Origin of the sequence: Amycolatopsis pretoriensis (assembly GCF_900107925.1) — a bacterium.
Taxonomy (GTDB): domain Bacteria; phylum Actinomycetota; class Actinomycetes; order Mycobacteriales; family Pseudonocardiaceae; genus Amycolatopsis; species Amycolatopsis pretoriensis.
This window is the reverse complement of record NZ_FNUJ01000001.1, coordinates 590,987-603,246: the sequence shown is the minus strand read 5'-3', so window position 1 is coordinate 603,246 and position 12,260 is coordinate 590,987. Positions and strand designations below refer to the sequence as shown.

Annotated in this window: 16 protein-coding genes; 8 read left to right on the top strand and 8 right to left on the bottom strand. The window is 72.9% G+C overall.

Annotation, left to right across the window (positions count from 1 at the left end; all coding sequences use genetic code 11):
• Nucleotide 1 precedes the first annotated feature (1 nt).
• Nucleotides 2-1,393, bottom strand: coding sequence for an aspartate aminotransferase family protein (locus tag BLV96_RS02955; RefSeq protein ID WP_086680817.1), 1,392 nt, complete (start codon nucleotides 1,391-1,393; stop codon nucleotides 2-4).
• Nucleotides 1,394-1,510: 117 nt separating this feature from the next.
• Complete coding sequence (locus BLV96_RS02950; protein ID WP_167379547.1) at nucleotides 1,511-2,005, bottom strand: Lrp/AsnC family transcriptional regulator; 495 nt, start codon at nucleotides 2,003-2,005, stop codon at nucleotides 1,511-1,513.
• A gap of 170 nt (nucleotides 2,006-2,175) precedes the next feature.
• Between BLV96_RS02950 and BLV96_RS02945 the strand changes: the two genes are divergently transcribed.
• Nucleotides 2,176-3,543, top strand: coding sequence for an APC family permease (locus BLV96_RS02945; RefSeq protein ID WP_091388711.1), 1,368 nt, complete (start codon nucleotides 2,176-2,178; stop codon nucleotides 3,541-3,543).
• A gap of 1 nt (nucleotide 3,544) precedes the next feature.
• Here the strand turns inward: BLV96_RS02945 and BLV96_RS02940 are convergent, their stop codons facing one another.
• The gene (locus BLV96_RS02940; RefSeq protein ID WP_086684327.1) at nucleotides 3,545-4,090 is read right to left on the bottom strand and encodes a copper resistance CopC family protein; all 546 of its coding nucleotides are present in this window, start codon (nucleotides 4,088-4,090) and stop codon (nucleotides 3,545-3,547) included.
• Between the two features lie 125 nt (nucleotides 4,091-4,215).
• On the opposite strand from BLV96_RS02940, the gene BLV96_RS02935 reads away from it, so the two are divergent.
• The 5 genes from BLV96_RS02935 (at nucleotide 4,216) to BLV96_RS02915 (ending at nucleotide 7,714) form a co-directional block, all read left to right on the top strand.
• Complete coding sequence (locus BLV96_RS02935; RefSeq protein ID WP_086684324.1) at nucleotides 4,216-4,623, top strand: hypothetical protein; 408 nt, start codon at nucleotides 4,216-4,218, stop codon at nucleotides 4,621-4,623.
• On the top strand, nucleotides 4,616-5,794 hold the full coding sequence (locus BLV96_RS50250; RefSeq protein ID WP_091388708.1) for a PPE domain-containing protein: 1,179 nt from the start codon (nucleotides 4,616-4,618) through the stop codon (nucleotides 5,792-5,794). Before BLV96_RS02935 ends, BLV96_RS50250 begins: the two co-directional genes overlap by 8 nt.
• Nucleotides 5,791-6,078 carry a type VII secretion target gene (locus tag BLV96_RS02925; RefSeq protein WP_086684315.1) on the top strand — a complete coding sequence of 96 codons (288 nt, stop codon included), beginning with the start codon at nucleotides 5,791-5,793 and terminating at the stop codon, nucleotides 6,076-6,078. The genes BLV96_RS50250 and BLV96_RS02925 overlap by 4 nt, the downstream gene beginning before the upstream one ends.
• A 362-nt stretch (nucleotides 6,079-6,440) precedes the next feature.
• The gene (locus BLV96_RS02920) at nucleotides 6,441-7,124 is read left to right on the top strand and encodes a hypothetical protein (RefSeq protein WP_086682927.1); all 684 of its coding nucleotides are present in this window, start codon (nucleotides 6,441-6,443) and stop codon (nucleotides 7,122-7,124) included.
• Nucleotides 7,121-7,714 carry a hypothetical protein gene (locus tag BLV96_RS02915; protein WP_086682931.1) on the top strand — a complete coding sequence of 198 codons (594 nt, stop codon included), beginning with the start codon at nucleotides 7,121-7,123 and terminating at the stop codon, nucleotides 7,712-7,714. Before BLV96_RS02920 ends, BLV96_RS02915 begins: the two co-directional genes overlap by 4 nt.
• Here BLV96_RS02915 and BLV96_RS02910 read toward each other — a convergent pair.
• A complete protein-coding gene (locus tag BLV96_RS02910; RefSeq protein WP_086682959.1) occupies nucleotides 7,626-8,411 on the bottom strand; it encodes a helix-turn-helix transcriptional regulator in 786 nt (261 codons plus the stop codon). The genes BLV96_RS02915 and BLV96_RS02910 overlap by 89 nt on opposite strands.
• A 48-nt stretch (nucleotides 8,412-8,459) precedes the next feature.
• Between BLV96_RS02910 and BLV96_RS02905 the strand changes: the two genes are divergently transcribed.
• Entirely contained in the window at nucleotides 8,460-9,233 is a 774-nt protein-coding gene (locus BLV96_RS02905; protein ID WP_086682935.1) for an ESX secretion-associated protein EspG, read from the top strand.
• Between the two features lie 16 nt (nucleotides 9,234-9,249).
• Here the strand turns inward: BLV96_RS02905 and BLV96_RS02900 are convergent, their stop codons facing one another.
• The 4 genes from BLV96_RS02900 to BLV96_RS02885 are packed head-to-tail and all read right to left on the bottom strand — an operon-like array spanning nucleotide 9,250 to nucleotide 11,621.
• Complete coding sequence (locus BLV96_RS02900; RefSeq protein ID WP_086682938.1) at nucleotides 9,250-9,648, bottom strand: hypothetical protein; 399 nt, start codon at nucleotides 9,646-9,648, stop codon at nucleotides 9,250-9,252.
• Nucleotides 9,645-9,908, bottom strand: coding sequence for a hypothetical protein (locus BLV96_RS02895; RefSeq protein ID WP_086682941.1), 264 nt, complete (start codon nucleotides 9,906-9,908; stop codon nucleotides 9,645-9,647). The genes BLV96_RS02900 and BLV96_RS02895 overlap by 4 nt, the downstream gene beginning before the upstream one ends.
• Nucleotides 9,905-10,903: a CHAP domain-containing protein gene (locus BLV96_RS02890; protein WP_086682944.1), complete on the bottom strand. Its 999-nt coding sequence runs from the start codon at nucleotides 10,901-10,903 to the stop codon at nucleotides 9,905-9,907. The genes BLV96_RS02895 and BLV96_RS02890 overlap by 4 nt, the downstream gene beginning before the upstream one ends.
• 1 nt (nucleotide 10,904) lies before the next feature.
• A complete protein-coding gene (locus tag BLV96_RS02885; RefSeq protein ID WP_086682946.1) occupies nucleotides 10,905-11,621 on the bottom strand; it encodes a transglycosylase SLT domain-containing protein in 717 nt (238 codons plus the stop codon).
• Between the two features lie 138 nt (nucleotides 11,622-11,759).
• Here BLV96_RS02885 and BLV96_RS02880 point away from each other — a divergent pair, with 138 nt between their 5' ends.
• Nucleotides 11,760-12,257, top strand: a complete 498-nt coding sequence (locus tag BLV96_RS02880; RefSeq protein WP_086682949.1) for a L,D-transpeptidase — start codon at nucleotides 11,760-11,762, stop codon at nucleotides 12,255-12,257.
• The last annotated feature ends 3 nt before the right edge of the window (nucleotides 12,258-12,260 follow it).

Genomic DNA, 12,260 nt, shown 5'->3' with positions numbered 1-12,260 from the left:
CCTACAGCATCTTCCACGCCCGGGTCAGCGTGTCCCTCAGGATCTGCTCCATCTCGTCGAACTCCCGCTGCCCGCAGATCAACGGCGGCGACAGCTGCACCACCGGCTCGGCCCGGTCGTCGGCCCGGCAGTACAACCCCGCTTCGAACAACGCTTCCGACAAGAACCCGCGCAGCACCCGCTCCGACTCCGCCGCGCTGAACGTCTCCTTGGTCGCCTTGTCCTTCACCAGTTCGATGCCGTAGAAGAACCCCGCCCCGCGGACGTCCCCGACGATCGGCAGGTCCGTCAGCTTGTCCAAAGTGGACCGGAATGCGTCCTCCGACGAAAGCACGTGTTCGTAGAGCCCTTCACGAGCCATCAAGTCCAAATTGGCCAGCGCGACCGCGCACGACACCGGGTGCCCGCCGTAGGTCGACCCGTGCATGAACGTCGTCGAGCCACGCGTGAACGGCTCCATCAACCGCTCCGAAGCCAGCACCGCCCCCAGCGGCGCGTACCCGGACGTCAGGCCCTTCGCCGTCGTGATGATGTCGGGCTGGTACCCGTAGCGCTTCGCGGCGAAGTCGTACCCGACGCGGCCGAACGCGCAGATCACCTCGTCGGACACCAACAGCACGTCGTGCTTGTCGCAGATTTCGCGCACCCGCTCGAAGTACCCCGGCGGCGGGACGAAACAGCCGCCGGTGTTCTGCACCGGCTCGAGGAACACCGCGGCCACCGTGTCCGCGCCCTCGAACTCGATGGCCTGCTCGATCTGGTCGGCGGCCCAGCGCCCGTAGGCAGCGTAGTCGTCGGCGTGCTCGGGCGCGCGGTAGAAGTTCGTGTTCGGCACGCGCAGGGTGCTCGGCACGAGCGGCTCGAAATCGGCCTTCGCACCCGGGATGCCGGTGATCGACAACGCGCCTTGAGACGTGCCGTGGTAGGCCAGCGCGCGGCTGATCACCTTGTGCTTCGTCGGTTTCCCGACCAGCTTGAAGTACTGCTTCGCCAGTTTCCACGCCGTTTCGACGGATTCGCCGCCGCTCACGGTGAAGAACACGCGGTTCAGGTCGCCCGGAGCGGCCGACGCCAGCCGGGACGCCAGTTCGATCGCCGTCGGGTGCGCGTGACCCCACAGCGGGAAGTACGCGAGCTGCTTCGTCTGGCGCGCGGCGGCTTCGGCGAGCTCCTCGCGTCCGTGGCCGACCTGGACCGCGAACAGGCCGGCGAGCCCGTCCAGATAGCGCTTCCCGCGGGCGTCCCAGATGTACGGCCCTTCGCCGCGCACGATCACCGGCACGTCGGTCTCGTCGTAGGAAGAGTGGCGGGTGAAGTGCATCCAGAGGTTGCTGCGGGCGGCCTGGGCGAGGCCGGCGGCGTCGACGGAGGCGAGGTCGGCGGTAGTGGTCATGCCTCGGTTATCGCACGCCTCGGACCACCGAAGCAAGCGATTCAGTCGTCCGGCCGAACTTGGCCGACTAATTCAAGGTCATTTACGACCAACAACCTTCGGATTTAGTCGTCACACTCAGCGAGTACCCCACTGGTAGGTCTGTTTCCGCAGCTTGAGGTACACCATCGCCTCCGCGTGCCGGACGCCCGGCAGCGCGCGGATCCGCGTCGAGATCAGCTGCAGCAGCGCCTCGTCGTCCGCGCAGACGGCCTCGCACAGCAGGTCGTAGCGCCCGGCGCAGAGGATCACGTACGCGATTTCGTCCATTTCGGCCAGTGCGTCACCGACCGGCTCGAGGGGACCGTCCACGGTGATCGCGATCATCGCCTGCCGGAACAGCCCGACCTGCAAGGGATCCGAGACGGCGACGATCTGGATGACGCCGGAGTCGGACAGCCGCTGCACCCGCTGCCGCACGGCGGCTTCGGACAGGCCGACGGCCTTGCCGATCGTCGCGTACGCGCGCCGGCCGTCCTCCTGCAGCTGCGCGATGATCTGCCGCGAGATGTCGTCGAGCACCGGCGGCGCGGGCCGGCTCGGGGTGTCCTGGCTGCTCACGCCCCGGATCATCCCCGACGCGGGCGACACAGGGCAATCCCGGCACGCCGTCACAACCCGTGACTAAATCCGAAGGCGCACGGCCAGCCAGACGACGATTTCGGTCGTCTTTGTTGCGTTGACAACACCGAATCGGTGCTGTTCCATCCGTCGCACCTTGCTCCCGGCCGGAGGGAACGCCCATGCCCCGCACTCCCGCCCCGCCCGACGTCACCGCGCCCGCCCCGGCGAAGAAGACCCTCACCCGTTCCATCGGCGTCGGCGGCGGCACCCTGCTCACGCTCAGCTGCGTGACGCCGGCGTCGTCGCTGTTCGTCCTAGTGCCCCCGCTGTTCGCCGACCTCGGCACCGGCACCGCCCTCGCCATCGCCCTCGCGGTGCTGCTCTGCGTCGGAATCGCCTTCTGCTACTCGGAACTCGGCACGCTGGTACCGAGCGCGGGCGGCGAATACGCGATGGTGACGACGGTGGCGAACCGCTTCGCCGGCTGGCTGACGTTCATGTTGTCGTTCATCGTCATCCTCGTCGTCCCGCCGATCATCGCGATCGGCGTCGCGGACTACGTGGCCGCGGTCGCCGACATCGACCCGTCGGTCGCCGGGGCGCTCGTCATGCTCGCGTCCACCGTGATGGGCCTGCTGAACCTGCGCGCCAACGCCTGGATCACCGGCATCTTCCTGGTGATCGAGGTCGTCGCGATCTTCGCCGTGTCCCTGCTCGGGTTCACGCACACGACGCAAAGCCCGGCGGTGCTGGTCAAGCCGAGCCTCGGGACGGGCTCGATCGGGCTCATCGCCGTCGTCGCCGGGCTCGCCGTCGCGTTGTTCGTCGTGCAGGGCTTCAGCACCGCCGTCTACCTCGCCGAGGAGATGCGGGAGCCGCGCAAGACCGTGGCCCGCACGGTGTTCTGGACGCTCGGGATCAGCGCGCTCGTCATCCTCGTCCCGGTCGTCGCCGTGACCCTCGCGGTGCCCGACGCCGCCGCACTCGCGAGTGTCGACCTCACCGCGCTGGTCACGGGCTGGAGCAACTCCGCCGTCGGCGCCGCGATCAGCCTGTGCATCGCGGCCGCGATCGTCAATGCGGTGATCGTCATGGTCATCCAGAACTCGCGCGTGCTCTACGCCTCCGCGCGCGACCGGGCGTGGCCGGCGCCGGTCAACCGCGCGATGAGCGTGGTGAGCGACCGGTTCGGCGCGCCGTGGGTCGCCACCCTCGTGGTCGGGCTGTCCGAAGCCGTCCTGTGCTTCGTGCCCGTGGACACGCTCAGCGGCGTCACCGGTGTAGCAGTCGTCGCGCTCTACCTGAGCGTCGCGGCCGCCGCGTTGCGCGCCCGCCGGGCCGCGCACCGGAAGCCGCACGTGTGGCGGATGCCGGCCTGGCCGGTGGTGCCGGTGCTCGCGGTCGCGGCGCTCGCCTACGTCCTGGTGGAACAGAGCGCGCTCGACCTCGGGATCACCGCCGGTGTGCTGGTGGTGTCGGCGCTGTACTGGTGGGGCTACCTGCGCCGCCGTCCCGAACGATGGGTCGTGACGGTTCCGCGGGAGTAGCTCAGTCCTTCCGGCGGCCCAGCAGCTGCCGCAGCCCGACGACGATGACGGCGAGCAGGCCGGCGATCGCGACCACGACCCAGATCCAGCCGGGGATGCCGGTGGCCACCGCGGCCGGCGCGGGCGCCTGGGCCTGCGCGGCCGTCGCGGGAGCCGGTGCCGACGTCGTCGCCGGCGCGGTGGCCGCGAGGGTGAAGTGCACGGTGCCGGTGAGGTTGTCGCCGTCCTTCGCGATCACCTTCCACGTCAGCGTGTAGGCCTGGGCCGGTCCGGACGGCGTCACCGGCGCGGTCACGACGGCCCCGGCCACGGTGGGCGTGCCGACGGTCCAGGCCGTGCCGTCGCGGCCGGTGACCTTGATGGCCTCCGGCGGCAGCGTCACCGGCTCCTCGAAGGTCAGCTTGACCTCGGACGGCGCGGCCGTGAGCGACGCACCTTCGGCGGGTGAGCTGGACGCCAGGTCGGTGTGGGCGGTGGCCGGTCCGGCCAGCACCACGAGCCCGGTGAGGGCGGCGAAAACGACTCCGAACACGCGACGCGGGATCATCCGGACATCCTGCCCTATCCGCCCGTGCAGTCTTCGTGTCCACCCGTGCACCCGGGTGGGGCGGTCTTCTCTTCGCGGCGGGCATTGGCCAGGATGGACGCCTGGGTGGCGAGGGAGGACCTCAAATGGCGACTGTGCGCGACGAAGCCGACGCGCGGCGGCAGCTGCGGGCGGAACGGCGGCGTGAGAACGACGAGCTGGTCGTCGCGGGGCCGGTGACCAGCGGCATCGAGCTCCAGTACGGCGGCGTCGACGACGCCAAGAGCGCCATCGACGCGCGCGTCGAGGAGCTGACCCAGCACCTCGAAACGGCCAAGAGCCTCGACGTCGAGCTGGCCAACGGCAAGGGCCCGGTCGCCCACTGGATGCGCCGCTCGTTCGCGGTCCGCGGCGGCGGGCTGCAGACCGCGTTGCAGTCGTACCTGAACGAGCTGGCGACGCTGCGGCAGACGCTCGACACCGTCGTGGCGATGCACCAGAGCAACGACGAAGAGGCCGCCACGGCACTGCCGGCGGGGGACGTCGATGCCTGAGTTCTACTCGACCCACCACGCGCCGACCGCGCGGCAGCGGGCCAAGGCCCGGCGCGTCCGCCGGGAGAAGGCCGTCAACGACCGCGAAGCCACGTTCGGCAAGATCAACTGGGACGCCTACGAGCACCGCGAGCTGTGGGACATGACGCAGTCGGCCATCCCCGCGGAGCTGTCCCAGCACACGGACTGGTGGCGGCAGGTGGCCGAGGGCGTCGGCTCCGCGACCGACGAAGTGTCGAGACTGGTGCGGAAGCTGCGGGAGTCGTGGACGGGGCCGTCGGCGGACCAGGCCGCGGCGTCGGTGGACCGGCTGACCGGCTGGGCGACGACGGTGGGCGAAAACGCCCAGCGCGTCGGCTCCGGGCTGGAGGACTACACGTCGGTGGTCGGCGAAGCCAAGCAGCGGATGCCCGAGCCGGTGCACTACTGGGCCGAGCGGTGGTTCCGGCAGGGCTACGCGGTGAAGCGGCTCGACGGCCCCGAGGGCACGTACATGCTGGACCAGCTGCTCGACGACAAGCTGCCGACGAAGCGGGAAGCCGACGCCGCCAAGGCCGAGGCGGTCCGCGTGATGGAGCAGTACGAGGGCGCGAGCCACGACGTCCGCCACCGGCTGCCCCCGGAGTTCGACACGGCGCCGCCGGTGACCGCCGGGCCCGACAGCACACCGCTGCCACCGGCGCCCCCGCCTGGGCCCCCTGTCCCGCCTGGGCCCCCGGTGCCGCCGGGTCCGGGCGGCCCCGGCGAGCCGGGTCCCGGTCCGCACGACGGAGCCGGCCACGAGCCGGGCACCGGACCGGACGACTCGACGTCGACGGCGGCCGCGTTGCCGCCGGTAGTGACCGGCGCCGGGGTCCCGGGCACGTTCGACGGGGTGATCGGCGCCGCCGGACCGGGTTCGGCGGCGGCCGGCTACGGCTTCCCCGTCGCGGGAACGCCGGGTGCGCTCGGCGAGGGCGGCCGAGCCGGCGCGGGACGTTTCGGCGCCGGGACAACGGGTTACGGACCGGGCGGGACGGCCGGCCGCGGCCCGGCGGGCGGGTACGGCATGTACCCACCGGGCCAGGGAGCGCGGCGCGAGGAGGACACCGAGCACCGCGACAAGTACGCGAAGGGCTACGACCTCCTCGACGACCTCCCGCCGGCGTACCCCCCGGTGTTCGGCGAATGACGGGCTTCCACGCGGACCCGGCAGCCCTCGACGCGCTGGCGCGGCGCTTGGAGGACACGGCCGAGGAGTACGGCGCGGCGGCGGCTTCGCTGCCATCGCCGGATGAGGTCGGGCCGGGCCCGGTCGCGGCAGCGTTGACCGCGCTGACGGGCGAGTGGTCCGGCAGGATACGGGCGGTGGAGAGGGATTTCACCGCAGCGGCAGCGGATGTCCGGACGGCCGCGAAGGCCTACCGGGCAACGGATGCGGCCGCGGCAGAGGAGCTGGGCCGGGCTGATGGCTGAACGGAGTCACGAGTCTGGCTGCGCCGCGAAAGCAGCCCGGCGGCCGACCCAGGCGCCCGGCCGCCCCGGGACTGTCGGCCCCCGCGCGACCAAACCGACAGCCAGCCCAACCCACACACCCAGCCACCCCACGACCGCCGGCCCCCGCCCCACCAAACCGACAGCCAGCCCAACCCACACACCCAGCCACCCCACGACCGCCGGCCCCCACCCCACCAAGCCAACAGCCAGCCCAACCCACACACCCAGCCACCCCACGACCGCCGGCCCCCACCCCACCAAACCGACAGCCGACCCGACCTACGCGCCCAGCCGCCCCACAACCACCGGCCCCCACCCCGCAGCCGAATCGAGCCGAGCCGATGGCTGAATTCCGCGGCCTGGGCTTCGACCCCGTCCCCGGACGCCCCGACGCCGTCGCCGAAACCGCCCGCCGCTACGCCGCCACAGCCGCCCGCCTCGAGGAAATCCGCTCCCCCGGCCCGATCCCCGAATGGGCCGGCCGCTCCGCGCAAGCCCTCGCCGACCGAGCCGAAAACGCCGCCACCGGCCTCGCCGCCACCCGCGAAGCCCTCCGCGCCGCCGCCGGCCTCCTCGAAGACTGGGCCGGCACCCTCGCCGCCCACCACCGCCGGGCCGAAGACCTCGACCGCCGCGCCACCGCCGCCCGCCAAGCCGTCACCGCCGCGCGCGACGACGTCGAACGAGCCGAAACCGAAGCCCAGTTCTCCCCCGCCACCGAGCCGAACCTCACCGCGGCCCGCGCCCGGCTCACCGCCCGGCAAGACGACCTCGGCCGCGTCCTCGCCGAAGCCCGCGACCTGGAACGCGCCCACCACGCCGAAGCGGCCCGCGTCGCCGGCCGCCTGACCGGCGGCAATCCCCTGCCGGAAGCCCCCGATCGAGCCGGAATCACCGCCCACCTGGAGACGTTCTCGGCCGCCGGGCGCGAGCTGGCCGTGACCATCGCGCGCACCCCCGCGGGCAAGGTCACGCCGCCGCCGGGTGCCGTCAGCGCGTTCGCCGCGGCGCTGGGTGGCCGGTGAAACTGCCCGCCGTTCCGGGGATCACCCCGGTGAACCTGGACTCGGTCGAGCGCACCACCGCCGAGCTGCACGCGCTGATGGCGCGCCTGCGCGGTCCCGACGCCGCCCGCGACCTCGGCCTGGAAGCCGCCGCCGTCCAGTGCGCGGAGATCGCCCACGAGCAGCGCGCCGGGCTGCTGGCCCTCGTCGAACACCGCGACGCCGACCCCGCCCTGCTCATCGCCGGCGTCGTCCCCGTCGACCACCCCGGCGAGGCCGCGGACCTCGGGTACTTCATCGCGGACACGACCCCCGGCATCCGCGAGGTCAGCAACGCGCACACCAGCCGCGGCTACCCTGTGGTGATCGTCGAGCGGATCGGCCTGTCCGGCGCGCAGCTGCAGGCCGTCGTGCTCGACCCGGACCGGCCGCGTGCCGCCGTGTTCACCCTGCACTCCCCCGGCGGCCGCGGCTGGCTGGAGGTCGCCGGGCTGGCCGGGACGCTCGTCGCCGGCGTCGACCTCAGCCCCGCAGCGCCCGCTCCCGGAACTCGCGCGGGGTCCGGCCGGTCGCCTGGCGGAACGTCCGCGAGAAGTGCGGGGCGCTGGTGAACCCGCAGTCCCGCGCGATCTCCGCGATCCCGCGCCCCGCCTTCGCCGGGTCGGCCAGCACCGCCTTCGCACGCTCGATCCGCAGGCCCTTCAGCCGTTCCGCGACGCCCTGGCCGTCGTCGAAGAGCTGGTACAGCCGCCGACGCGAGATGTACAGCGCTTCGGCGATCTTGTCCGCGCTGAGCGACTGCTCGCCGAGGTGCGCGCGCATGTACTCGAGCGCTTCGCGCCTTCGCGTCGCCAGCGCGTCGACGCGGTCGAGTTCGACGCGCAGCGCGCTTCGCAGCACCAGTTCGGCCAGGCCCAGCAGGTGGTGGGCGAGCCCGTGCGGGTCGAGCCGCGGACCGGCCGCCACGACGTGCGCGACGGCGCCGGCGAACAACGACCGCAGCGGCGCGTCGACCTCGACCGGCCGGAACATCAGCGGCCGCAGCTCGGCGAACGAGATCGACAGCTTCGCCGCCGCGACGGTCAGCATCACCACGCCGGAGGGCTGCAGGTGCAGCGTCGCGTCGGCGAACGTCAGCTTCGCGCCGGACTCGGCGACCGCCCGCGGGACGGGACAGCGCAGCAGCAGCTGGACGTCCTCGGGGTCGCCGCGGCCGCCGAGGATCGCGGCGCGCGCGGCCGCCGCGCCGGACGCGCGGACGACGAGGTACCCGCTCGCGGGGACGTCCATCGACTGCGGCTCGGCCATCGGCACCATCGTGCCGGACGGCGGCCGCTCGGCACGGGAAGGGGGACCATGGCGCGGCGCACCGCGACGGCGGCGGGAGTGATCCTGTCGCATCTGGAATTCGATCTCCTCTGGGAGGACCTGGGACCGGGCGGGCCGCCGCCGTACCCGTTCGACGTGCCGTCGCACGGCGCGACGCACGCCGAGCGCGACGACCTGGGCGTCCAGGTCTTCGCCGGCCTCACCGAAGCGGGGCTCACCGACGGCGACGACGTCGACCCGGAACTGGCGGACCTGGTCGTGCTGCTGGGTTCGCCGTCGCTCAGCATCGACGCGCTGGTGCTGGGCGAAGCGCCTTGGCGGCTGCTCGCGGCGGCCCGGGACGGCGCCGGCGTGCTCGCGGTGCTGGACGACCGCGACCTGGTGCTGGAGCCGGTGCGCCCCCACGACTTGGTCACCGCGGTGGCCCGGATGCTCGGCGACGCCGGACCCGGCCCCGGCGATCAGCTGCGCCTGCCCCGGGCCGCTTATTCGGCGGCGATGGACGCCTACGCGCGCAGCGGGTACGACGCGTTCGAACGGGCGTTGAGCACGGCCGGCATCACCGGCCGCGCGGTCCGCCCGCTGGCCACGCTGGTGACGGCGGAGCGGTACGCGGCCGGCCAGCTGGCGGCGACGGGCCCGGCGGGCCGGAGCCCGGTGCTGGCCTGGTTCGACACGGCGGCCGGCCGGTACGCGGTGACCCCGGAGGACGTGGGCGGCGAGCCGTGGGTGACGGTCACCCCGGCGGACGGCCCGTGGCTGGCCGACCGCCTGGCGCGGCTGGTCGACGACGTCCGGTGAGCAGTCACTCACGACCCTAGGTAGCCCAGGTCGCCGGCAGGAAGGAGTCGTCCGGCCCGGTGTGCTCGCGCGGGCGGATCCTCGGCCCGGCGTCGGTCACGCTCACCGGCCGCGGTCCGATCCTCGGGCCTTCCCCGGGCAGGAGATCGCCCAGCAGCTCGCGGCCCTGCCGCAAGGTCTCCGCGCCCGCCTCCGAAGCCAGCCGCCGGATCAGCCCGGCCAGCTCCCCCGGTGACTTGTTCAGCGCCCACCGGTCGAACCGCAGGTCCACCAGCGCGCCGTGCAGGTCGACCACCACCGACACCCCGTCCTCCGCCGCGGCCGCGCGAATGGCCGCCAACCGAGCCCCGAACCCCGGCTCCTCGGCCGCGAAAGCGTCGTCAGCCAGTTCCGAAGCAGTCCGCGAGTCGTTCACTGCGCCCGCCAGCTGTCCGGAATGGTCTCTTCGGCGGCTTCCCCCGGCTCGGGCAGGCCGAGCGCCTCGACGCCGTCCGCGTTGTGCCACAAGGAAGCCGTGGCCCGCGCCGACGCGGCCGCTGTCAGCAGCAGGATCCGGCGTGCCAGCTCGTCCGGCTCCAGCCGCAGCGCCGCGGCTTCCAGCGTCAGCTCCTGCAGCGCCCCACCGGGCGCGACCTCCACGGCGACCGTCCGGTCGGCGGCTTTTCCGGTGATCACGGGTGCACCCCTCCGTAGAACGTCGACGCCGAGAGCGTGTGGGTGTTCCGGCGGACGGCGTCCCCGGAGTTGCCCTCGATCATCGTGACCCGGTTCCCTTCCACCTTCTCGACGATGCCGATGTGCGTGCTCGTTGACGTGTTCTGGGGGCCGGTGCCGAAGATCAGCACGTCCCCGGGTTTCGCTTCGTGCAGCGAGTTCTTGCCGTACGCGTGCCCGTTGCGCTCACCCCAGTGGTAGACGTCGCCGCTGAAGGGCAGGACCGGGATCTTCACGCCGGCCTTGCGCCACATCGCCGTCGCGAACGACGAGCACCACGCCGCGGTCGGCCCGTACGGGTTCCGGTTGCTGCCCGGCGGGCTCTCCCGGACGCCGAGCTGGGTGCGCGCCGCGTGGACGATGTCCTTGCCCCGCCCTGAAACCGCTTTCGTGGGCGCGGTCTTGTCCCCGGCTTCGTCGTGCGTCAGGTCCTTTCGCAGCTCGTGCAGTTCCTTAGCCGCCGCCTTGAGTTCCGCGTCGACGTGCCGCAGCGTCGACGCCGACTGCCGCGTGTACCGCGGCGCGAGGTCGGCGGCGTGCCCGACGGCCCGCATGAGCGCCGCCTGCGTCCCGGCCGCGACCCCGGCGTCGAGAACCTGCTTGGCCTGGGCGGTGTACTCGTCGACCAGGCGCTGCACGGCCGCGTGCCCGCTGTCCACTGTGGACGCGACGTGCGCGACGACCTTCTCCGCCGCCGCGCCGGCCGCACCGGTGACCTTCAGTTCGTTCGTCAGCTTCGCGCTGTGGTGGCGGAAGCCGTCGGCACCGCGGCCGTGCCAGTGGTCCAGGACCGTGGTGCTTTCCTTGTGGTAGGCGTCGTGCTGGGCGTCCAGCGCCCCGGCCACCTGGTGCAGCGCGTATTCGGCGCGGACGGCGTATTCGGCCTTCCCGGCGAGCTTGTTGCGGTGCGCGACGAGGTCCTTCGCGAAGGAGCGCGCGAGTGCGGCGGTGTCCACGTCAGCCCTTCCCGTTCAGCGCGGCGGCGGTGGCCGTCTCGTGGTCGCGATAGGACTTCGCGGCCTTCCCGGCCGCCGACGCGAGCCCGTCGGCGTGCGCGCCGACGCCTTTGACCTGCCGCTGCAGCGCCAGCCCGAACCCGGCGAGCGCGTCGGCGAAGCCCGACTCCTCGCCGATCTTCCCGAAGCTGTCCCGCGCGATCTCGCGGACGTCGCGCAGCTGCCCGGTCGTGGTGCCCAGCGCGTCGGCGACGTGCCGGGTGCGGTGCACGTAGGAGTGCAGCACCGCGTCGTCGACCCGGAGGGTGCTGCCGCCCGTGCTGCCCCCGCCGGGCTTCCCGTGGTGCTTCGTGACGTCCTGGGCGGCCTTGCGGGCGGCCGTCAAGTGGTGCTTGTACGCGCCGTTCGTGTACGTCGACCAGGGCGTGAAGTCGTGGCCGTCGCCCGAGATGCTGTTCGCGACCCGGGCGTTGGTGTCCGGGTCGAACAGCTGGTCATCGGACTTCAGGTGGTACTGCCGGCGCCGTTCCGGGCCGAGCGCGCCCAGCATGTTGATCTGCCAGAGGCCGTAGGAGTCGTCCGGCGGGGTGGCGTTGTGCGCGGTCGACCGCCCGCCGGACTCGGCCAGCGCGACCGCGACCGCCGTGGTCAGGCCCTGGCCGCGGAACCCGGCCGCGTAGGCGTGCCGGGCGATCTGCTCGGCGCTCAGCTTCGTCATGGTTCGACCTTGTCCCTCCGGGTACCCACCCTGGTAGGCGCGGTGCACGCAGGGACAACCCGGGTGCACGCGCGGCTCAACCTCCGGGGCGGCTCACCCGTACTGATCGGCGGGAGAACTTCGGCGAGGGGAAGAGGCATGCGCACTACCAGGGTGGTCACCCTGCTGGGGTTGACGCTGGTCACGGCGTCGTGCGCGGCGCCGCGCACGACGACGCCGACCCCGATCGCGGAACCCGCGCCGCTCGTCCGGACGTCCACTCCGGTCACCACGACCACGCCGCCGCCCGCACCGCCCTGCGCGGTCACGACCGGCGCGTGCGTGAGCCTCGCGCAGCACCTCGCCTGGCTGCTGCGGGACGGCCGGGTCGTGCGCGGCCCGGTCCCGGCCGGGTTCGGGCCGCCGGACCAGACGACGCCGGCCGGGTCGTTCCACGTCGTCTGGAAGGACCGCGAGCACACGAGCAGCGAGTACGGCACGAACATGCCGAACTCGGTGTTCTTCGCCGCCGGCGGCATCGCCTTCCACGCCGGGCCGCTGGACGCGCCGTCGCACGGCTGCGTCCACCTCACCGACGCCGATTCGGCCGCGTTCTTCGACGGCCTGAACGTCGGGGACGCGGTGACGGTCCAGTAAGCT

What these genes read in the sequence shown, in the direction of transcription:
- BLV96_RS02955 (WP_086680817.1), bottom strand. Translation starts at nt 1,393, where the DNA reads ATGACCACTACCGCCGACCTCGCCTCCGTCGACGCCGCCGGCCTCGCC.
- BLV96_RS02950 (WP_167379547.1), bottom strand. Translation starts at nt 2,005, where the DNA reads ATGATCCGGGGCGTGAGCAGCCAGGACACCCCGAGCCGGCCCGCGCCG.
- BLV96_RS02945 (WP_091388711.1), top strand. Translation starts at nt 2,176, where the DNA reads ATGCCCCGCACTCCCGCCCCGCCCGACGTCACCGCGCCCGCCCCGGCG.
- BLV96_RS02940 (WP_086684327.1), bottom strand. Translation starts at nt 4,090, where the DNA reads ATGATCCCGCGTCGCGTGTTCGGAGTCGTTTTCGCCGCCCTCACCGGG.
- BLV96_RS02935 (WP_086684324.1), top strand. Translation starts at nt 4,216, where the DNA reads ATGGCGACTGTGCGCGACGAAGCCGACGCGCGGCGGCAGCTGCGGGCG.
- BLV96_RS50250 (WP_091388708.1), top strand. Translation starts at nt 4,616, where the DNA reads ATGCCTGAGTTCTACTCGACCCACCACGCGCCGACCGCGCGGCAGCGG.
- BLV96_RS02925 (WP_086684315.1), top strand. Translation starts at nt 5,791, where the DNA reads ATGACGGGCTTCCACGCGGACCCGGCAGCCCTCGACGCGCTGGCGCGG.
- BLV96_RS02920 (WP_086682927.1), top strand. Translation starts at nt 6,441, where the DNA reads ATGGCTGAATTCCGCGGCCTGGGCTTCGACCCCGTCCCCGGACGCCCC.
- BLV96_RS02910 (WP_086682959.1), bottom strand. Translation starts at nt 8,411, where the DNA reads ATGGCCGAGCCGCAGTCGATGGACGTCCCCGCGAGCGGGTACCTCGTC.
- BLV96_RS02905 (WP_086682935.1), top strand. Translation starts at nt 8,460, where the DNA reads ATGGCGCGGCGCACCGCGACGGCGGCGGGAGTGATCCTGTCGCATCTG.
- BLV96_RS02885 (WP_086682946.1), bottom strand. Translation starts at nt 11,621, where the DNA reads ATGACGAAGCTGAGCGCCGAGCAGATCGCCCGGCACGCCTACGCGGCC.
- BLV96_RS02880 (WP_086682949.1), top strand. Translation starts at nt 11,760, where the DNA reads ATGCGCACTACCAGGGTGGTCACCCTGCTGGGGTTGACGCTGGTCACG.